The organism is Aeromicrobium choanae (genome assembly GCF_900167475.1).
GTDB lineage: Bacteria > Actinomycetota > Actinomycetes > Propionibacteriales > Nocardioidaceae > Aeromicrobium > Aeromicrobium choanae.
Genome location: NZ_LT796768.1, coordinates 3,252,118 through 3,271,283, shown reverse-complemented (window position 1 = coordinate 3,271,283; position 19,166 = coordinate 3,252,118). Strand labels below are relative to the sequence as shown.

Here is a 19,166-nt window from a genome sequence, read left to right as displayed (position 1 = left end):
GTGTGATGCCTGGGTTCGGTGAGGCGGCTCACTGGCTGAGCAGGCCCAGGACGGTCGCCCTCACGACGGCATCGCCACGACTCGACACCCCGAGCTTGCGATAGATGGAGGCGATCTCGGAGTTCGCGGTGTTGCGCGAGACGAACAGCCGCTCGCCGATCTGGGCGATGGTGAGGTGGGTCTGCAGGTAGGGCAGCACGCGCAGCTCCGCCGGCGTCAGCGGGGCGGTGACGGTGTCGCGGCCCGGCTCGGGACCGCCCTGCATCATCTCGATGAAGCCGTCGAACTCGCCACGCAGGACGCCCACGTCCGGCCGCTCCAGGACGATGTCGTGGAGCTCGCGCACCAGGGCGCGCGCGCCGGCGTGGTCGCCCGTGGCCCAGAGGAGCTTCGCGGTCTCCAGGCGGCCCTTCACCGCGGGGAACGGTCGAGCGTAGGTACTCACGCCGCGCGTGGCGACTGCCGACGCGAGGTCCCGGACGGCCGCCGAGGAGTCGCCGCGGCGCAGGTGCCCCCGGGCGGACGCCGCGTGGGCGAGCAGGGTCGACGGGTGCGGCGCCGGTCGCAGCGCCTCGAGTGCCGCGAGGCAGCCGCGCACGTGATCGGCCCCCTCGTCCCAGGCGCCGCGATCCATCGAGATCCAGGCGAGGGTCGCCAGCGCGCTCATGGCCACGTCGTGACGGCGCTCCTGCTGCGCCTGGCGAGCGGCCCTCTCGAGGGACTCCACGGCCTCGTCGGACTCGCCGAGCAGCAGGTGGGCCTCGCCGCACAGCGCGCGCGCCACCATGCGCCGGCCACTCCAGCGGTCGAGGCTCTCGACGGCGAACCGGGCGTCCCGCAGGGCGCGGTCCGGGCCGCCGGGGCACATCGCCGAGCGCAGCATGGCCACCTCCGGAGCGAGTGCCGTCTCGAGCGTGGACTCTCCATCGAGGTGGGCGAGCCAACGCTCGGCGACCGCGGGGCGTCCGGTCAGGGTCGCCACCCAGCCCTGGACGACGGCGAGACGCGGATGCGCGGCGATCTGGTCGTCCCCGAGCGTGGCGAGCCACCGCTCGACGGTGGCGACCTCGCCCGCCTGCCAGGCCCTGGGGGCGGTCGACCCGACCAGCCGGGCCGTCCAGTCGTGCTCGTCGGTGGTCAGTAGGTGCTCCACCGCGACCTCCGGGGCCCCGGCGGACTCGAACCAGCCGGCAGCACGACCGTGCAGACCCCGGACGACGTCGGTGTCCTCGCGCCGCAGGTCCGCGAGGAGGAACTCCCGGAAGAGGCGGTGATGGCGATACCAGCTCCGCCCCGGCCCGACGGGCGCGACGAACAGGACGGAGGACTCGACCTCCCGCAGACGGGCCGCCGAGTCCCGGCGCGCGAGAACGGCGTCGCAGACACCACCACCCAGACGGTCGAGGACGGCGGACCGTCGCAGGAACGCCCGGAGCGCCGGCGTCAGCGGGGCGAGGACCTCGGCCTCGAAGTAGTCCGCGATGTGCCGATCGTCTCCGCGGACGGCCGAGGGAGACGGCAGCCCGGCGCGCGCGGCGAGGGCGATGCCCACGGGCCACCCCTCCGTGGCGACGACGACACGCTCGGCCTCCGCCCGGTCCAGCTCGACGCCCGCCTTCGCGAACACGGCACGTGCCTCCCGCATGCCGAAGGCCAGCTGGTCGCTCGTGAGCTCCGCCGCGTCGCCTCCGGCCCGCAGTCGCGAGAGGTGCGGCTGCGAATGACGACTCGCCGTCACGACCTGCGAGCCCGACGGCACGGCGGCGACCACCATGCGCAGGACCTCCTGGCACGAGGGCGAGCGCAGCACGTGGACATCGTCGATGAAGAGCACGAAGGGTCGCCGGCAGGCGCTCATCGCCGCGGCGAGCCGGTGTGCCCCGACCACCCACGCGCCCGGCGCCGTGGTGGTCCGGGAGGACTCGGGCGTGCGGACCGCGTTGAAGAACGCGGTCGCCAGGACATCCAAGAACCGGTCCACGTCGTCGTCGGAGCGGTCGAGCCTCACGATCGCGACGACCCGGTGCTCGGCACCGGCCCACTGGGCCAGGAGGATCGACTTGCCGTACCCGGCCGGGGCCGTCACGCCGACGACCCGTGCCGACCCAGCACGTGCGGCCTCGATGATCGAGCCGCGGCTGACCCCCACCCCGGACCCCTGCGGGTCACCAGTCATGCTCAGAGAGTAGCGGCGGGCGGCTCCACGATGAAGACCGATTCGATGCGCAGTCCGCGTGCGTGGAGCGCAGCCAGCAGAGAGGCGAGGTCACTCGTGGACTCGGCGCGAAGCGTCGTGTAGGTGCCGGTCCGTGCCTCGAGGTCGGGCCCGAGTGCGTTCCGCAGGACCGGGCCGAGACCTCCGTCGATGGTCAGCTCGTACTCGGTGGTCGTCACGGCTCCTCCTCGCCTTGGTCCTCGTTCGGGTCGCCTTCGGCAACGACGACCCGTCGCACCTCGACGACCTCGAGGCCGTAGGTGCGCAGCAGGGCGAGGAAGCCGTGCAGCTCGGCCTGGTCGCGGATGCTGGCGCGCACCGAGGTGCGCAGCTCGCGCGTGACGACCTGGATGTCGTTCAGCTCGAGCAGGACGTCGTCGGGAACACTGCCCTCGATCCGGACCTCGAACACCTGCTTCTGCGGGCGTTCCTTCGTCATGAGCCGACCTCCAGACGTCTCGTGGATGCAGTCTGGCTGGTCGCACCGCCTCGCCTCATCGTCACGACCAGATGAGTTCGCGCCCGGCCGGTCCCCGCGCGACCTCCCCGGTTCGTCCCCCAAGGATGAGGCCCGCGCAGGCCTGCGGCTCCTACCGTGAGCGAGACGCGCATCACCGCGCGTCCTTCAGTCCAACGGAAGGCGGCATCGTCATGGACGAGGTCGAATGGGGACCGGTCGGCTACCTGGTCGTGGAGTATCCCGGCGCGAAGATGACCGGCGAGGGACTGCGCGAGCTGGTCGCCCTCACAGAACGCGGAACCATCCGGGTCCTGGACCTGGCCTTCGTGATGAAGGGTGAGGACGGGACCATCAGCGCACTGGCGATCGCCGACCTCGACGGCGACGGCGAGCTCGACCTCGCGGTGTTCGAGGGAGCGTCCTCGGACCTGCTGGGCGAGGACGACCTGCGCGAGGCGGGAGACGTCCTCACCCCGGGGAGCGCCGCGGCAGTGCTGCTCTACGAGAACCGCTGGGCGGCCCCCTTCGTGAGCGCCCTCCGGCGCAGCGGCGCAGAGCTGGTCGCGGCGGGGTTCATCCCGCTGGACGACATCGCCGAGGCGCTGGACGCGGCCGAAGCCGCCGGCTGAGCCCACCGATCCACCGATCAGAACGGAACACGACCATGCCAGGACTCATCAGGGGCGTCGCCCGAACCGCCGCCATCGCCGGGACGGCCACCGCCGTCTCGAACCGCGTCTCTCGCCGCCAGGCATCGCGCTGGGCGGCGGAGGCGCCCGCACCCCAGTACGAGGCCGCCCCTCCGCCTCCCCCGGCAGCTCCGGCTCCGCCCGCGAACGATCCGATCGCCCTGTTGAGTGACCTGGGCCGGCTCCACGAGGCCGGAACGCTGACGGACGAGGAGTTCGCCGCACAGAAGGCACGGATCCTCGCGCAGATGTGAGTCATGAGGCGCCCGCGATCCGACCCCGCCCGACGTGAGGCGTGGGCCCTCGTCCGGCGAGCCACCGCGCGGGTGGTCGTGGCGGTGACGGTCCTCGTCACCGCCTACTACCAGATCCCGGCTCGTGAGGTCGGCAGTGATCTGCCCTGGTTCCTGGCCTCGCTGTGCGTCTTCGCCGCGGTGGTGGCCGTCCAGGTGCCGATCATCGTGCGGTCCGACTTCCCGGTGATCCGTGCCGCGGAGGCGCTCGCGCTCGCGATCCCGGTCTTCCTGCTGATCTTCGCCCGTGGGTACCTCTCGGCATCGCTGGACGACCCAGACGCGTTCAGCCAGCAGCTGGACCACACCGATGCCCTCTACTTCACGGTGTCGACCTTCGTCACGGTCGGCTTCGGCGACATCGTGGCGCAGTCGGAGGCCATGCGCGTGGCGGTCACGACGCAGATGATCCTCGACCTGGTCGTCCTCGGCGCCGTGGTCAGGATCTTCGCCACGGCGGCTAGGCGGGGACTGTCGGCCCGGGACGAGCGTCCCGATCCGGCCTGACGGCCCGTCCGGCACCCACCAGGACCTGCAGCAGGGCCAGCAGCACGAGCGCCAGCGCCAGCGACCACCACCACCGCTCCGGGGAGATGTCGTTCCCCCAGGCGAGCACCACGGCCGCGAGGCCCACAGCAACGAAGCGCAGCCAGGCCACGTTGTCGGTCACCCAGTGCCAGCCGAGGCCGAGCCTCTCGCCCAGCACCGTGGCGCCGACGTGCTCGAGGCCGCCGCCGACCGCCGTGCGGACGGCAGTGCCCGAACGCGTCGTCCCCAGGAACCAGCCGGCGACCACGAGGGTCAGACCGAGCAGCAGGACGACCTGGCGCCCCTGCTCGAGGTAGGCCGACAGGGTCTCGTAGAAGGCCGTGCTCGCCGGGCCGAACGAGGTGTCCGCGAGCGCGTCGGCGAACAGCTGCTTCCCGACGGCGAGGGCGATGGCCAGCACGAATGCGTTGACGGCGATCGCGATGCCGACGGCGACCGTCATCCGCGGCTTGCGCCGGGCGAGAACGATGGCCCCGAGGTAGAGGGCGCCGACGACCGGGAGCGCCCAGCGCGCCACCGGGTCGCTGAAGGCGTAGATCGTGCGCAGCTGCTGCACGCGAGGCGCCTCCATCAGGACGATCTGGCGGTCGCTCTCGGGGATCGGTGCGTTCTCGACGAAGGTCATCCCTCGGTCGACGAGTCGGGCCTTCACCTCGTCGACGACCTCGGACACGTCGAGGACGACGTCGTCGCCCTGCAGCGACACCGCTCCCCCGTCGCCCCCTTCGAGGATCCGCTGGAAGGCCTGCTGGGCCCGGATGTTGACCCGCGTCCAGATGTCGGCGAACGCGTCGGAGGCCAGGAAGGCACGCACCTGGCGCTCGATGGCGCCGTTGATCGCGGCGGACATCGGGGCGGCGAGCAGCTCCAGCCGCGGGGCCTCGTCGGCGAGTCCGGCGAAGGCCTGGTCGAGGAGGCCCTCGATGTCGACCTGATCGGTGATGGCGGTCGTCACCCGCGTGGCCAGCACCTCCTGCACCTCGGGCGACTGGACGAGCGGTCCGACGGTCTCGACGTAGCGCTCGCCGTCGTTGAGCGTGCGCTGGCCCCAGTAGGCGATCGCCGCGGGCGTGGTCAGCACGGCGGCGATCACGAGGCACAGCACGGCGGCGACCGAGCGGCCCCGCGACGTGTCGTCGGGCCTTCGGGGCTCGAGAGGGGCGTGGGGTTCCTGCACGGTGTCCTGGGTCATCGGGATCTTCCTTCCGCTCCGGCGATTCTCGCGGGGTTCGCGGTGGTGGGCATCATGCCTCCTGGGTGAGACCGTGCTGGCCGCGCAGCCAGGCGCCCGCCCGGCCGCGGTCGCTCACGACCACCTGGCCGATCACCGCCGTCCCGATGAACACGAAGGCCACGACGTAGAGCCATGCCAGGTAGGTGAACGCCATGCCGATGGGCCCGTAGCGCTCGGCGCTGACGTCGAGCGCCCACGGCAGCCACACGTCGGCGGCGGGCCGGACCACCATCATCACGAGGCCGAAGGCGACGGCCCCCGGGACCATCCAGCGCGCGACCACGCGACCGGCCAGCAGCACCCAGGGCACGAAGATCGCGACGATGACGTCGGTGGCCAACGAGAGTGCCGTGGGCCAGAGGAACCGCGGCGGCAGGACCCCCGCGCGCTGGGTCAGGTTCTGCACGACCACCACGGCCATGAGCAGGACCATCACGACGGCGAACCAGCGCCAGGCCGAACGCAGGCTCATCCGGGGCCGCTCGACCTGCCAGACCACGGCGAACGCGCGGGTCAGCGCGCGGGACAGACTGGTGGCCGAGACCAGGACGAGCAGCGCGCCGACCACGCCGAAGGCGGCGGTGCTCGACCCGCGGACCGCCTGGTCGATCAGCTCCTCGGACGACCCTGTCGCCCCGATCACGTCGGAGATCTGCTCCGAGCCCGATCCCAGGAAGGTCACGGCCACGATGAGCAACGGCAGGATCGAGCTGAAGAACTGCGCGGCGATCGTCATGGCACGGTCGAAGATCTCCACGCGCACGCACGCACCGGCCACCCGCAGGAGGGTCCGCCCGATCCAGGTGGAGAGGAACCAGTCCACGGGACCCCTGGCCCACCCCGGCAGCCGTTCGATCACCGCGTCCACGCGGCGCTCCAGCACGTCCGCGAGCGGCGACCCGTCCCCGTCCACGTCGTAGCCCATGGCCGGTCTCAGCCCGAGGACTCGGGCCGGCCGGAGATCAGTGGCAGCGCCCACGAGAGCCGCGGATCGGCCTCGATCAGCAGGGACTTCATGAGCAGGCTGAGCGGGACGGCCAGCAGCGCGCCGACCGGACCGAGCAGCCACGCCCAGAAGACGAGCGAGAGGAACGTGAGTGTCGGGGACAGGCCGACGCTCTCCCCCACGATCCGCGGTTGGATGATCGACTGGATCACGAAGTTGACGACGCAGTAGATGGCGATGACCGCGAGCATCAGCCGAGGCCCGTCCTCCAGCAGCGCGATGACCGCAGGCGGGACCAGGCCGATGACGAAGCCGATGTTCGGGATGAAGTTCGTGACGAAGGCCAGCACGGCCCACACGAACGCACCGGGCACCCCGATGGCGTACAGCGCGGCGCCGTCGATGACCGCCACGATCAGCCCGAAGACCGCTGCCACGGCCATGTAGGTGCGGGTGCCGATCGCGAAGTGCCCGAGAGCCGTGACGAGAGCGTCGAAGCGCGATCCGAGCACCTTGAGGTTGTTCCGGGCTCCGTTGGTGTCGAACGCCATGAAGAGCAGGACCGTGAAGAGGAAGAAGACGTCGGTCAGGGCACCGAGCGTGCCCGAGAGCAGTGAGCCGACGAGGCCGACCAGCTGCGACGGGTCCATCGCCTGCACGACCTTGTCGATCTGGTCCTGGTCGACGCCGAGGCGCTCGAGTCCCGAGACGGCCTCCTCGATCGTGGTGGTGATGTCGGCCGTGTACTGCGGGAGCAGCGAGGCCAGCTGCGCGACCGAGACGATCAGGGCGAGCGTCATCAGCACGATGAGCAGGTAGGCGGCGAGGAGCATGAGGCACGAGACCGCCCACTCGGGCAGCCGGGTCTGCTCCAGTCGGCGGCGGATCGGGTGCACCGTCACCGTGAGCACGAGTCCGAGGAACACGGGCCCGATGATCCCGGAGACGGCATGGACCCCGCCGAGCACGATCGTGAGCGCCGCCGCCCCGACGACGAAGGTCAGGACGCCGGAGACGGTACGGCCGGACACGCCGGAGCCGGCGTCACTCTCGATGCTCATACGGGCCTCCTTGAGGTCGTGGGTCTGCCGTCCCTCACATCAGCCCGCGGGAGGAGTCGTTCCGGGCGCCGAACTCGGTGCCGCGGTCCACGAGGGCCCAGATGATGCACACGTCCAGCGCGATCACGAGCAGCGCCCAGATCGGGTAGTACGGGATGAAGGCGAAGTTCAGCATCATGCTGATCGCGGCCAGGGCGATGCCGACGCCGCGCGCCCAGCCCTTCCCGGAGAAGATCGCGAAGCCGGCGATCACGACGATCACGCCGGCGACGAGGTGGATCCAGCCCCACGTCGAGGCGTCGACCTCGAGGACGTAGTTCGGCACCTTGACGTAGAACTCGCTCTTCGCGAGGGCGACGATCCCCATGTAGACGTGGAAGACGCCCATGATGATCATCATCACGGCGGCGAACGCGATGAATCCGAATGCTGCTCCCCCGGAGCTCTGCGGGGTCGTGCGCGCTGTGGTCATGTCGCTGCGTCCTTCTCACGTCGGTGGCGACCTTCTGGCCGGGGTCCGTCGGATCCTCCTGCCATGCAAGCGCGCATGGCACGGTGAGCGGATCATCCGTGAGGGGTGAGGCAGGTGGCTCGCGCAGGCTCCAAGACTGGAGGAAGCCTCACCAGAAAGGCACCATCATGTCCCGTACTGCCGAGCCCGCCGGGCCCACGACTCCGTCATCCGACTACCAGACCGTCCAGCCGTCCTCCGTCTCCGGATGGGCCGGCTGGGTCTACTTCGCCGCCTTCATGCTGCTGCTGCTCGGCGTCCTGCACGCCATCACCGGCCTCGTCGCGCTGTTCAAGGACGAGTACTTCGTCGTGGCCAGCAGCGGCCTGGTCGTCAGCGCCGACTACACCGCATGGGGCTGGGCGCACCTGATCGGGGGCATCATCGTCGCGCTCGCAGGCCTCTCGCTGATGTCCGGCGCCACCTGGGCCCGCATCGTGGCGGTCCTGGTGGCCATGCTGAGCATCATCGTGAACTTCGCGTTCATGGCCGCGTACCCGTTCTGGTCCGTCCTGATGATCACGATCAGCTTCCTCGTGATCTGGGCCGTGATCGTGCACGGTGACGAGCTGCGCAACGCGTAGCGGTCATTCGGCGCCGAAGACCTCGCGCAGCGCCCTCTCCTGCTCCGAGCTGAGGTTCGTGAACACCAGCTCGGAGGGGCCGAGGTCGGTGAATGCCTGCTTGACCTTGTCCAGCACGGTGTCCGAGGTCAGGACGAACAAGGCGGACGTCCCGGGGGTGACCTCGTCGCGGATCCTGTTGATGAACCCGTCGTCGATGCCGACGTCGGTCAGGGATCCCGCGAGGGCCCCGGTCGCCGCGCCGATCGCGGCGCCGAGCAGCGGCACGAAGAAGATCAGCCCGAACAGCATGCCCCAGAAGCTCCCGCCCAGCGCCCCTGATCCGGTGGTCGAGTGGAGCTGGTGGGTCTTCGGCCGCTTTGCGCCCTCCGGCCACGAGACGGTGGCGGCGTCGTGCAGCGTGATGACGTTCTCCCGGCTGAGCCGCTGGAGCGTCTCGGAAGCTCGTTCGGCGCCTTCGGGCGTCGCGAACTTCCAGACGGTGAGTGTCGCCTGGGCCATGGTCGGTCTCCTTCGCGGTGGTGATGTCCTCCCGAGTGCATCGCGACGACCGGTGGATCGCTTCACCCATCGGGGATGAGGCGCGAAGATCGCCTCCCGCCCATGCTCAGGCGAACGGAGCCGATGCCCGCGAACCCGCTCGCGGCGACGGGAGGATGTTCCATGACCACGGACCAGCGCACGACGAGCGATCTGCTGCCACCCGACCTCGATCCCGTCAGCGCCGATGCCTCTCGCGTCGCGCTGGCCCTGGGCGTCGTCCCGGCGACGGGCCTGAGCGAGCAGGAGGCGGCGGCGCGGCTCGACCGCGTCGGCCCGAACCGGTTGGACGAGGGCACGACCGAGCCGGGCTGGCGGGCCTTCCTGCGCCAGTACCAGGACTTCATGCAGGTGATCCTGCTGGCCGCGGCCCTCATCAACCAGATCGTCACCGGGGAGACCGGGACCACCGTCGTGCTGGCCGGCCTGACCGTCTTCAACGCGGTGATCGGGCTGCGCCAGGAGGCCAAGGCCGAGGCGAGCGTGAAGGCCCTGTCGCAGATGATGAAGACGATCGCCCGCGTCCGCCGCGACGATCGCGCCATCGAGGTCGACGCGGAGCAGCTGGTCCCGGGCGACATCGTCCTCGTCGAGGCCGGTGACCGCATTCCCGCGGACGGCCGGGTGTCCCTGGCCGCGACCCTGGAGATCGAGGAGGCCGCCCTCACGGGCGAGAGCCTGCCCGTCGGCAAGTCCGACCGGCCCGTCGAGGGCGCCGAGGTGCCGCTCGGGGATCGCACCTGCATGGTCTACATGAACACGGCCGTCACCCGGGGCCGTGGCGAGTTCATCGTCACCTCCACCGGGATGGCCACCGAGATCGGCCACATCGCCAACCTGCTGGCGGGGACCTCGATCGGCAAGACGCCCCTGCAGAAGCAGCTCGACTCGCTGTCGAAGATCATCGCCGGCATCGCCGGCATCGCGCTCGTGCTCGTCCTGCTGCTGGGCCTGGCCCGCGGGGAGTCGTTCGACACCCTGTTCATCACCGGCGTGGCGCTGGCGGTGGCCGCGATCCCGACGGGCCTGCCCGCCGTCGTGACGGCGCTGCTCTCGATGGGCACCCGCGAGATCGCGAACCGGCACGCCATCGTCAAGCGCCTTCCCGCCGTCGAGACCCTCGGGTCGACCTCGGCGATCTGCTCGGACAAGACCGGCACGCTGACCCTCAACAAGATGACGGCGCGCGAGCTGGTCATCCCTGGCCACCACCGGTTCACCGTGTCGGGCGAGGGCTACGCGACCACGGGCGAGATCAGTCATGTCGGCGGCGGGGCACTCGACCTGGACCCCTACCTGCTGCCGATGGTGCTGTGCGCCGACGCGGTGCTCGACGGCGAGAGCCTCATCGGCGACCCCACCGAGGGGGCACTGATCGTGCTCGGAGCGAAGGGCGGCCTCGACATCACCGAGACCCGCGCGGCTCACCCGCGGGTCGCCGAGGTCCCGTTCGACTCCGAGTACAAGTTCATGGCGACCTTCCACGAGATGACCGCCGACGACGGCTCTCCCGTGGTGCGCTGCTACGTCAAGGGCGCGCCCGACGTGCTGATCGACCGGGCCACCACCTTGCGCCGGCCGGACGGGTCCGTGGTGCCGATCACCGACGACAACCGCCACCTCGCGCTCGAGGCGAACGACCAGATCGCCGCCGCCGGCGAACGGGTCATGGTCGTCGCACAGCGCGATCTGGACCCCGGCGTCGTGCGCGCCGGCGGCGACCTCATCCAGCACGTGCACGACCTGACGCTGCTCGCGATGGTCGGCATCGTCGACCCGCCGAGGGCCGAGGCGAAGGCCGCCATCGCGGAGTGCCGCGACGCCGGGATCCGCGTCCGCATGATCACGGGCGACCACGCCTCCACGGCCGCGGCGATCGCGAAGGAGCTCGGGATCACCGGGCAGGCCGTGACCGGCGCCGAGTTCGCGGCGATGTCCGACGAGGAGCTCATGGGCCGCCTGGACGACATCGGCGTCGTCGCCCGCGTGGCGCCGGAGGACAAGGTGCGCCTGGTCCGCATGCTGCAGCAGAGGGGCGAGGTCGTCGCGATGACGGGCGACGGTGTGAACGACGCCCCGGCCCTGAAGACGGCCGACATCGGCGTGGCGATGGGGATCACCGGCACGGAGGTCTCCAAGGAGGCCGCCGTCATGATCCTCACCGACGACAACTTCGCCACGATCGTGGAGGCGGTCTCGTACGGCCGCACGCTGTACGACAACCTGCTCAAGTACCTGCGCTTCCAGATGTCGACGCTGGTGGCCTACATCGCGGTGTTCCTCGTCGCCGGTGTCATCGGCATCGCCGACGGCGCTCCCCTGAACCCGCTGCAGATCCTCTGGCTGAACATGGTCGTGGACATCCCGCTGGCGATCGCGCTGGGCTTCGACCAGCCGGCGCGCGGGCTGATGGCGCGCCCGCCGCGGCCCGTCGGCGCGCCGGTGCTGTCGCGCGCGAACTGGATCCGGCTGTGCATCCAGGGAGCCGTGATGACGGCCGGATCGCTCGCCGCCTACCAGATCGGCGCCGACTGGGAGGACGCCGTGCTGGGCGCGACGATGCTGCTGACGACGCTCTCGCTGTTCCACCTGGCCGGTGCCCTGCTGAGCCGGGACCAGGAGAACACGATCTTCGACCGCGACGCGCTGCCGGCGGTGACGCAGCTGCGGCGGTACGGGATCGCTCTGGTCGCGATCGTCCTGATCACGTCGCTGGACTTCCTCCAGCGGATCTTCGGCACCACAGCGATGACGTTCGAGCAGTGGTGCACGTGCATCGGCCTGGCGGCCTCGCTCGTGGTGGTGGAGGAGATCGTGAAGCTCGTGCTCCGCAGCCGTCGCACCACGACAGCCTGACCCGCGCTCGCTCGGATCAGTGCAGGAGCGTGTTGAGCGCGACCATGAACAGGCCGAGCAGAGCGGCGAACGTCGTCTCGGCGGCCGCGCGCCAGCCGACGACGCCTGCCTGGTGGGCGGCGAGGTAGCCGTAGCCGGCCATCAGCACCACGGTGACCCACAGGCCTGCCAGCATCGCCGCACCGACCTCCCCGCCGGCCACCAGCACCCCGGCGGTGACCAACAGCGGCGGAAGCCCGCCCCAGAAGACCGGCGCCTCGTGGCGGGTGCTCCTGACCAGCCGCAACGCCAGGTGGTCGTGGTCGCCGTCCATCCCCCGGCCCAGCGCGTGGGTGTAGGCGTGCGACAGCCAGTAGATCGTCAGGACGCCGCCCGCGCCGAGGAGGCTCACCTCCGCCGCGGTCTTGTCACTCATGAGGGCGAGCGTCGCCCCCATGACGAGGGCGCCGTGGATCATGCCGGAGGGATGCAGGGCGGCGAGGCGCCGTGCCAGCCGCATGCGGCTTCCGTGGCTCTCCCGATCCTCGGTCATCGTGTCGCTCCGTCCCCGGTCGTGGCTGCCGTCACCGCGTCGACGAAGCCACCGAGATCCGGTGTCGTTGCCAGGAGCCGCCGTTGGCGCTCGGCACCCGTACCGTACCGGTGGACGCGCTCGAGCCCGGCCAGCACCAGGTCTGTCTCAGCGGAATCGTGCAGGCCCGGCAGGATCGTCCGCAGCAGCCGGGTGACGAGGACGGCACGCGTGACGTCCTCCGGCCCGGTGGTCGGCGGCCGGCCGCTCACCGCGACGGCGAGCAGCGCCGAACGCAGCGCAGGCCCGGACACCGGAAGGTCAGGGCGGCCGTGCTCGATGTCGGCGGTGAGCACGGTGACCAGGGCGCGGCACACTCCTGCGAGCATCACCGTGTCGGCAGCGTCCAGGCAGGTGTCGGCGACGCGGATCTCGATCGTCGGGTAGCGCGGCGACAGGCGTGCGAGGTGGTAGACGCTGCGGACGTCGAGTGCTGCGCCCTCGTCCAGCAGCTCTACGACCTTCGCGTCGTAGGCGTCGGTGCTGGTCCACGGCTCGGGTGGGGCGAACGTCGGCCACCTCAGCTGTCGGACGTACCGGGTGCTGCTCCAGCCCGTGTCGCGGCCGCTCGACACCGGGGAGTTCGTCCCGAGCGAGAACAGGGTGGGCAGCCACCGCCGCAGGCGGGCCAGCACCCGCACGGCCAGGTCGCGGTCGGGCACGCCCACGTGGATCTGGCAGGCGCACGTGCCCCCTCCCGAGGTGGCGTCCGGGAATCGCAGGGCGAGGGCGCGATATCGCGGGGAGTCGGTGACGAACTCCAGTCCGGGCTCGCCCACGAACGGCGCCCCGACCGCGGCGACGCGCACGCCGATGGCGTCGCACGCCGTGGCGACCCGCTGGCGGAGGTCGACAAGCTGGCTCTCGAGCGTCGTGAGGTCGGCGCACACGGCGGTCGCCGTCTCCACCTGGTAGGTCATCAGCTCGGGCTTCACCCGGTCGTCCGCTACCTCGCGCACCACGTCGGAGGCCGCGGGGACGACCGCCCCGGCGGGATCGAGGAGCAGGAACTCCTCCTCCACACCGACGGTGAGCATGGACTCATCGTGGATACCGCCCGAGAGGGCCGCCTCATCCTCGCGGGATGAGGCGGCGCGACGTGTGCGTGGGACACGCTGCCGAGGAGACCGAGGCGTTCCCCAAGGAGGCTGCCATGTGTCGCTGGCTGGCGTACTCGGGCAGTCCCATCCTGTTGGAGGAGCTGCTCTACAAGCCCGTACATTCGTTGATCGACCAGAGCCAGCACTCGCGGATGGGCGTGGAGACCACGAACGGCGACGGCTTCGGCATCGGCTGGTACGGCATCGACGACTCCTCGTCGCTGCCGGGTGCCCGCCGCAACGACGTGCCCGTCCTGTTCCGAGGCATCGGCCCGGCCTGGGGTGACCAGAACCTGCGCGAGCTCGCGCGCTCGACCTCCTCGGGGCTCTTCCTGGCCCACATCCGGGCCAGCACCGGCACCCCCGTCCAGCAGTCCAACTGCCATCCGTTCCGGTACGAGCGATGGCTGTGGGTGCACAACGGGGCCATCCACGACTTCGGCACCCTGAAGCGCGACCTCGTGCTGGCCGTCGACCCGCAGCTGTACCCGGCGATGGCCGGCTCGACCGACTCCGAGGTCATGTTCTTCCTCGCCCTCACCTTCGGGCTGCGTGACGATCCCGTCGCGGCCGTGGAGCGCATGGTCGGGTTCGTCGAGGCCGTCGCGCGCCGGCACGGGGTGCCCGACGCGATGCAGATGACCGTCGCGACCACCGACGGCGAACGGCTCTGGGGCTTCCGCTACTCGACGGCGGGCCAGAGCCGCACGCTCTACGTGAGCTCGGCACTCTCGGCCCTGCGTGAGCTGTATCCCGAGAATCCCGTCTTCGCCGGCCTCGACGACGAGACCCGCGTGGTCGTGTCGGAGCCGCTCGGCGACCTCGTCGGGGCGTGGAACCCGATACCCGAGTCGAGCTACGGCGTGGTCGAGGCCGGCGATGACACCCTGGGGCACTTCGAGCCCCGCGAACCCTGACGGAAGAGAGCCCGATGGACAACCAGGCAGCCGTGAGCACCCGCGCGGGCGGTGTGCTCGCCGCCACCTGCATCTCCACGCTGGTGGTGAATGCGAACACGTCAGCGGTCAGCATCCTGCTGCCGGCCATCTCCGAGGACACCGGCACGTCGGTCACGACGCTGCAGTGGGCCGTCACCGGCTACTCGCTGGTCGGGGCCGCCGTGATCGTCACCTCCGGCTCGCTGGGCGACGTGTTCGGTCGCAAGCGGGTGTTCCAGCTGGGGCTGCTGCTGTTCGTCATCTCCTGCGTCCTGATCGCGCTCGCCCAGACCGGCGGGATGGTCATCGCGGGCCGCGTCATCCAGGGCGCGGCGGGCGCGACGATCCTCGCGTGTGGCCTGAGCCTGCTGTCGGTCGCCAACGACGGCGAGGAACAGCTGAGAGCCGTCTCCCTGTGGGGAGCGGCCGCCGCCGTGGGCGCAGCCGCCGGTCCGCTCCTGGGCGGCCTCCTCGTCGACTTCACCGGGTGGCAGGGCCTGTTCTGGATCGACGCCATCGTCGCCGTCCTGTGCATGGTGCTGACCTTCATGACGGTGAGCGAGTCGCGGGACCCGAACCGGCCGCGGTCGATCGACTACGCCGGCACGGTGCTGATCGCCGCCACGCTGACGCCGCTCATCTTCGCGTTCACCAAGAGCGGCGACTGGGGCTGGCTGTCCGCAGCCACCCTGGGCTGCTTCGCCGTCTCGATCGCCGCGGGCTATGCGTTCATCGTCGTCGAGGGCCGCGTCGCGGTTCCGCTGCTGGACCTCGCCCTGCTGCGCAACCGCGTCCTGGTGGGCTCGACCATCGCGATCCTCATCGGTGCCGGCACCATCAACGGCCTGATGTACCTGTTGAGCCTGTACTTCCAGGACCCCGCCACGTTGAACTTCAGTCCGCTCGAGGCAGGCCTGGCCACGCTGCCCGCCACGATCGGCCTCGTGGTCGTCGCACCGCTCGTGCCGAAGCTGGCGGCGAAGTTCGGGGGCCGGCAGACGATCGGCGTCGGGTTCCTCCTCACCACGATCGGCTTCGTCATCGTCGGGTTCACGGAGGCCTCCTGGGAGTACGCCGCGTTCCTGCTGCCGCTGGTGCTGATCGCAGTCGGCATGGGCCTGTCGAACGGGCCGGCCTCGTCGGCAGCGACGGCCGCGGTGCCCCAGAGCCAGGTGGGCGGCGCGTCCGGCGTCTCCAACATGGCCCGCTACGTCGGCGCTGCGGTGGCCACCGCCCTCGCGGCCACGATCTACGGCACGGTGATTGCGAACCAGACGGCCGACGGCGCCGCCCAAGCCGACGCGCTGGCGTCCGGCCTGGCGGGGGCGGCGTGGCTGATGGCGATCTTCAGCTTCCTCGGCGTCCTCATGGCCCTCGTGATGAAGCGGCACCGTCCCCCGGCGGGCACGCTGGACGACGCCGCGGCCTCGGCCGCCGCCGCGCTCCACACCCTGCCGACGTCCGCGACGGCCGGCGTGGGGACCGGACGATGACGGCCCCGGCCGCCCCGGAGCCCTTCACCGCGGACGTCTACGCCGCCCGCATGCGCCACGCAATCGACGAGGCCGACCGGGCTGGACTCGACGGAATCCTGGTGACGCCGGGTCCCGAGCTGGTGTGGCTCACCGGGTACCGGCCCACGGCGATCACCGAGCGGCTGACCGTGCTCGTCCTCACCGCCGATCGCGAGCCGACCCTGATGGTCCCGATGCTCGAGCGACCCGACGCCGAGGGCGCCGACGCGGCGGCGGCGCTGCACTTCGTCGACTGGGCCGACGGGGACGATCCCTTCGCCCAGGCCCGCGCGCTGATCGGCGGGTCCAGCGCCCTGGGGATCTCCGACTCGGCCTGGGCGCTGCACCTCCTGGGCCTGCAGGACGCGGTCCCCCGCGTCGCCTTCAAGTCGCTGACGCAGGCGCTGCCGATGCTGCGGGCGGTCAAGGACGAGGCCGAGCTCGCCCGGCTGGACGCCGCCGGCGCCGCCGCCGACGCGACGTACGGCGAGATCCTGGGCGTGCGGTTCGCCGGACGCAAGGAGACCGAGGTGGCCGCCGACCTGGCGCGCCTGCTCCGCGAGTTCGGCCACGAGCAGGTCGACTTCACCGTGGTCGGCTCGGGACCCAACGGCGCCAACCCGCACCACGAGGCCGGCGACCGGACGATCGAGGAGGGCGACGCCGTCGTCCTGGACTTCGGCGGCCTGATGCACGGCTACGGCTCGGACACGAGCCGCACCGTCTCCGTTGGGGAGCCCTCGGAGCTGGTGCGTGAGGTCCACGAGGTCGTCCGGCTGGCGCAGCAGGCGGGCGTCGAGGCGGTGGCTCCCGGTGTCGCGTGCCAGGACGTCGACCGCGCCGCGCGCCGGGTGATCACGGACGCCGGGTACGGCGAGCAGTTCATCCACCGCACGGGCCACGGCATCGGCACCACGACCCACGAGCCGCCGTACATGATCGAGGGCGAGACCCAGCCGCTCGTCGAGGGCATGTGCTTCTCGGTGGAGCCGGGCGTCTACTTGGCCGGCCGGTTCGGCGTGCGGATCGAGGACATCGTCACGGTCACCGCCTCCGGGGGCCGCCGGCTCAACACCACGGACCGGTCCCTGGCCGTCGTCGAGTGACCTCAGGTCACCCGCCAGGGGTGAGGAGCGCACGCTTCAGCGACGCAAGACTCGGGCCATGACGACCACAGCAGTGCCCCGGGGTGAGCCGTGAGTACCGCCGACATCCCCGCTGACCGTGCTCCCGTGCGTGCCGCGCGGGCCAAGGCCACCACGACCCAGTGGATCTCCTGGATCGCGCTGGCGATGATGACGACCAGCTCGGTGGCGAGCCTCCGCGCCGCGCCCACGATGGCCGTCTACGGCCTCGCCTGCGTCTTCCTCTACCTGCTGCCCGCGATCGTGTTCCTGCTGCCCACGTCGCTGGTCTCGGCCGAGCTGGCGTCGGGCTGGGAGGGAGGCATCTACAAGTGGGTCTCCGAGGGCATCTCCAAGCCCATGGGCTTCCTCGCCGTGTGGTGCCAGTTCGCGATGACGATCTTCTACTATCCGAGCCTGTTGGGATTCGTGGCCAGCACCTTGGCCTACGTGTTCAACCCAGCGCTCGCCAGCAGCGGTGTCTGGACCGCGGCGGTCATCATCGTCGTCTACTGGTCGGGCGTGTGGGTCTCCGCGCGCGGCACCAAGGGAGTCGCGGGTCTGGCCAGCGGCGGCCTCATCATCGGCACGCTCGTCCCCGGTGTCGTGCTGGTGCTGCTGGGTGTCGTCTTCCTCGGCCAGGGCAACGAGTCCGCTGCGCCGATGTCGGCGGACAACCTGCTGCCGGCCTGGGCGGGACTCTCGAGCCTCGTGCTCATCGTGAACAACTTCCTGTCCTACTCGGGCATGGAGATGAACGCGGTGCACGTCAGCTCGCTGAAGAACCCGGGCAAGGAGTTCCCGAAGTCGATGTTCCTCGCCATGGGCCTGGTGCTGACGATCTTCATCCTCCCGGCGCTGGCGATCGCGTGGATCGTGCCCGCGGAGGAGCTGTCGCTCACCGCCGGCGTCATGCAGGCGTTCGACGCGGTGTTCGCCAACTTCGGCTGGTCGTGGCTGACCCCGATCGTCGGGATCATGCTCGTCACGGCGTCGCTCGGCGGCATGCTCACGTGGCTCGCCGGTCCCTCGAAGGGCCTGCTGCTGATCTCGCGCCAGGAGGGCTACCTCCCGCCGTTCCTGCAGAAGCTGAACAAGAACGGCGTGCAGCAGAACATCCTGGTCGTCCAGGGTCTGGTCACCACGGTGATCGGCCTGGCCTATGCGCTGATCCCCGACGTCTCCAGTGCCTACTGGATCTTCTCGGTGATCACCACGCAGGTGTACCTGATCATGTACCTGCTGATGTTCGTGGCCGCGATCCAGCTGCGGCGCAAGCACCCCGACCATCCGCGCGGGTACCGCGCCCCGATGCTGGTCGGCATGTGCGGCGTCGGCTTCGCTGCCTCGCTGGCGGCGCTGCTCGTGGGCTTCATCCCGCCGTCGCAGTTCGCGTCCGGGAACTCCGGCGTCTACTTCGCGGTCGTCGGCGGCGGCGCGCTGGGCCTCGGCCTGCTGGTGCCCTTCCTGTTCTACCGCTTCCGCAAGCCGTCGTGGAAGCAGCCCCAGCCCGACGAGGTGATCGCGTCATGAGCACACACACCGAGAACCAGAGCTCGCGCGAGAGGTCGTGGATCTACATCACGGCCTGCGTGCTCCTCGCCGGGGCGGCCATCGTGGCCGTGCTGCTGTTCGAGGACGTGCGCGAGAGCAACCGCGCCGAGGACAGGGCGGACGAGCTGATCACGGCGCTCGAGGAGGCCGGTGTCACGCAGACGCTGGACCGCGACAGGATCGTGCGCGTCCTCGGCGACGACGGGGGTCCCGTGTGCGAGGACCCCAACGCCGCCCTCCGCCGCGCGACGCTCCACTCGATGCTGACGAACGGCGCGACGGGGCCCGGCACGCGTCCGGTCATCGCCGACAGCCGCGCCGTGCAGGGACAGCTGCTCATCATGGAGGTCTACTGCCCTGACGAGCTGGACGAGTTCCGCGAGTTCGTCGATGACCTCAAGACCGACGACGTGGCGTGGGACTGAGC

The 19,166-nt window shown here is 70.7% G+C and carries 20 protein-coding genes; 10 read left to right on the top strand and 10 right to left on the bottom strand.

Annotation, left to right across the window (positions count from 1 at the left end; translation table 11 throughout):
• Window positions 1–28: 28 nt before the first annotated feature.
• The 3 genes from B5D60_RS15910 to B5D60_RS15900 are packed head-to-tail and all read right to left on the bottom strand — an operon-like array spanning window position 29 to window position 2,654.
• A complete protein-coding gene (locus B5D60_RS15910; protein ID WP_153303066.1) occupies window positions 29–2,176 on the bottom strand; it encodes a LuxR family transcriptional regulator in 2,148 nt (715 codons plus the stop codon).
• Between the two features lie 2 nt (window positions 2,177–2,178).
• Window positions 2,179–2,394: a hypothetical protein gene (locus B5D60_RS15905; RefSeq protein WP_078701066.1), complete on the bottom strand. Its 216-nt coding sequence runs from the start codon at window positions 2,392–2,394 to the stop codon at window positions 2,179–2,181.
• Complete coding sequence (locus B5D60_RS15900; RefSeq protein WP_078701065.1) at window positions 2,391–2,654, bottom strand: hypothetical protein; 264 nt, start codon at window positions 2,652–2,654, stop codon at window positions 2,391–2,393. Before B5D60_RS15900 ends, B5D60_RS15905 begins: the two co-directional genes overlap by 4 nt.
• Window positions 2,655–2,866: 212 nt before the next feature.
• On the opposite strand from B5D60_RS15900, the gene B5D60_RS15895 reads away from it, so the two are divergent.
• The 3 genes from B5D60_RS15895 to B5D60_RS15885 are packed head-to-tail and all read left to right on the top strand — an operon-like array spanning window position 2,867 to window position 4,164.
• A complete protein-coding gene (locus B5D60_RS15895; protein ID WP_078701064.1) occupies window positions 2,867–3,304 on the top strand; it encodes a DUF6325 family protein in 438 nt (145 codons plus the stop codon).
• Between the two features lie 35 nt (window positions 3,305–3,339).
• Complete coding sequence (locus B5D60_RS15890; protein ID WP_078701063.1) at window positions 3,340–3,618, top strand: SHOCT domain-containing protein; 279 nt, start codon at window positions 3,340–3,342, stop codon at window positions 3,616–3,618.
• A 3-nt stretch (window positions 3,619–3,621) separates the two neighbouring features.
• On the top strand, window positions 3,622–4,164 hold the full coding sequence (locus B5D60_RS15885; protein WP_078701062.1) for a potassium channel family protein: 543 nt from the start codon (window positions 3,622–3,624) through the stop codon (window positions 4,162–4,164).
• Here B5D60_RS15885 and B5D60_RS15880 read toward each other — a convergent pair.
• Genes B5D60_RS15880 through B5D60_RS15865 form a run of 4 tightly spaced genes read right to left on the bottom strand, consistent with a single transcriptional unit; the run spans window position 4,118 to window position 7,919 of the window.
• Window positions 4,118–5,398 (bottom strand): hypothetical protein, encoded by a 1,281-nt coding sequence (locus tag B5D60_RS15880; RefSeq protein ID WP_078701061.1) that lies wholly within the window; start codon window positions 5,396–5,398, stop codon window positions 4,118–4,120. The two genes, B5D60_RS15885 and B5D60_RS15880, sit on opposite strands and share 47 nt — an antisense overlap.
• 52 nt (window positions 5,399–5,450) lie before the next feature.
• Entirely contained in the window at window positions 5,451–6,365 is a 915-nt protein-coding gene (locus B5D60_RS15875; protein WP_078701060.1) for a YhjD/YihY/BrkB family envelope integrity protein, read from the bottom strand.
• Between the two features lie 8 nt (window positions 6,366–6,373).
• Window positions 6,374–7,447 (bottom strand): AI-2E family transporter, encoded by a 1,074-nt coding sequence (locus B5D60_RS15870; protein ID WP_078701059.1) that lies wholly within the window; start codon window positions 7,445–7,447, stop codon window positions 6,374–6,376.
• A gap of 34 nt (window positions 7,448–7,481) precedes the next feature.
• Complete coding sequence (locus B5D60_RS15865; RefSeq protein ID WP_078701058.1) at window positions 7,482–7,919, bottom strand: DUF7144 family membrane protein; 438 nt, start codon at window positions 7,917–7,919, stop codon at window positions 7,482–7,484.
• Between the two features lie 167 nt (window positions 7,920–8,086).
• Between B5D60_RS15865 and B5D60_RS15860 the strand changes: the two genes are divergently transcribed.
• Entirely contained in the window at window positions 8,087–8,542 is a 456-nt protein-coding gene (locus B5D60_RS15860) for a DUF7144 family membrane protein (protein WP_078701057.1), read from the top strand.
• 3 nt (window positions 8,543–8,545) lie between these two features.
• Here the strand turns inward: B5D60_RS15860 and B5D60_RS15855 are convergent, their stop codons facing one another.
• Window positions 8,546–9,043, bottom strand: coding sequence for a DUF1269 domain-containing protein (locus B5D60_RS15855; protein ID WP_078701056.1), 498 nt, complete (start codon window positions 9,041–9,043; stop codon window positions 8,546–8,548).
• A 162-nt stretch (window positions 9,044–9,205) separates the two neighbouring features.
• Here B5D60_RS15855 and B5D60_RS15850 point away from each other — a divergent pair, with 162 nt between their 5' ends.
• Complete coding sequence (locus B5D60_RS15850; RefSeq protein WP_078701055.1) at window positions 9,206–11,938, top strand: cation-translocating P-type ATPase; 2,733 nt, start codon at window positions 9,206–9,208, stop codon at window positions 11,936–11,938.
• A gap of 16 nt (window positions 11,939–11,954) precedes the next feature.
• Here the strand turns inward: B5D60_RS15850 and B5D60_RS15845 are convergent, their stop codons facing one another.
• On the bottom strand, window positions 11,955–12,470 hold the full coding sequence (locus B5D60_RS15845; protein WP_078701054.1) for a hypothetical protein: 516 nt from the start codon (window positions 12,468–12,470) through the stop codon (window positions 11,955–11,957).
• Window positions 12,467–13,546, bottom strand: a complete 1,080-nt coding sequence (locus tag B5D60_RS15840; RefSeq protein WP_078701053.1) for a carboxylate-amine ligase — start codon at window positions 13,544–13,546, stop codon at window positions 12,467–12,469. Before B5D60_RS15840 ends, B5D60_RS15845 begins: the two co-directional genes overlap by 4 nt.
• A gap of 47 nt (window positions 13,547–13,593) precedes the next feature.
• Here B5D60_RS15840 and B5D60_RS15835 point away from each other — a divergent pair, with 47 nt between their 5' ends.
• The 5 genes from B5D60_RS15835 (at window position 13,594) to B5D60_RS15815 (ending at window position 19,164) form a co-directional block, all read left to right on the top strand.
• Window positions 13,594–14,526 carry a class II glutamine amidotransferase gene (locus tag B5D60_RS15835; protein ID WP_231948911.1) on the top strand — a complete coding sequence of 311 codons (933 nt, stop codon included), beginning with the start codon at window positions 13,594–13,596 and terminating at the stop codon, window positions 14,524–14,526.
• 14 nt (window positions 14,527–14,540) lie between these two features.
• Window positions 14,541–16,040 carry an MFS transporter gene (locus B5D60_RS15830; RefSeq protein WP_078701052.1) on the top strand — a complete coding sequence of 500 codons (1,500 nt, stop codon included), beginning with the start codon at window positions 14,541–14,543 and terminating at the stop codon, window positions 16,038–16,040.
• Window positions 16,037–17,167: an aminopeptidase P family protein gene (locus B5D60_RS15825; protein WP_078701051.1), complete on the top strand. Its 1,131-nt coding sequence runs from the start codon at window positions 16,037–16,039 to the stop codon at window positions 17,165–17,167. Before B5D60_RS15830 ends, B5D60_RS15825 begins: the two co-directional genes overlap by 4 nt.
• 90 nt (window positions 17,168–17,257) lie before the next feature.
• Window positions 17,258–18,718 (top strand): APC family permease, encoded by a 1,461-nt coding sequence (locus B5D60_RS15820; RefSeq protein ID WP_078701050.1) that lies wholly within the window; start codon window positions 17,258–17,260, stop codon window positions 18,716–18,718.
• Window positions 18,715–19,164: a hypothetical protein gene (locus tag B5D60_RS15815; protein ID WP_078701049.1), complete on the top strand. Its 450-nt coding sequence runs from the start codon at window positions 18,715–18,717 to the stop codon at window positions 19,162–19,164. Before B5D60_RS15820 ends, B5D60_RS15815 begins: the two co-directional genes overlap by 4 nt.
• The last annotated feature ends 2 nt before the right edge of the window (window positions 19,165–19,166 follow it).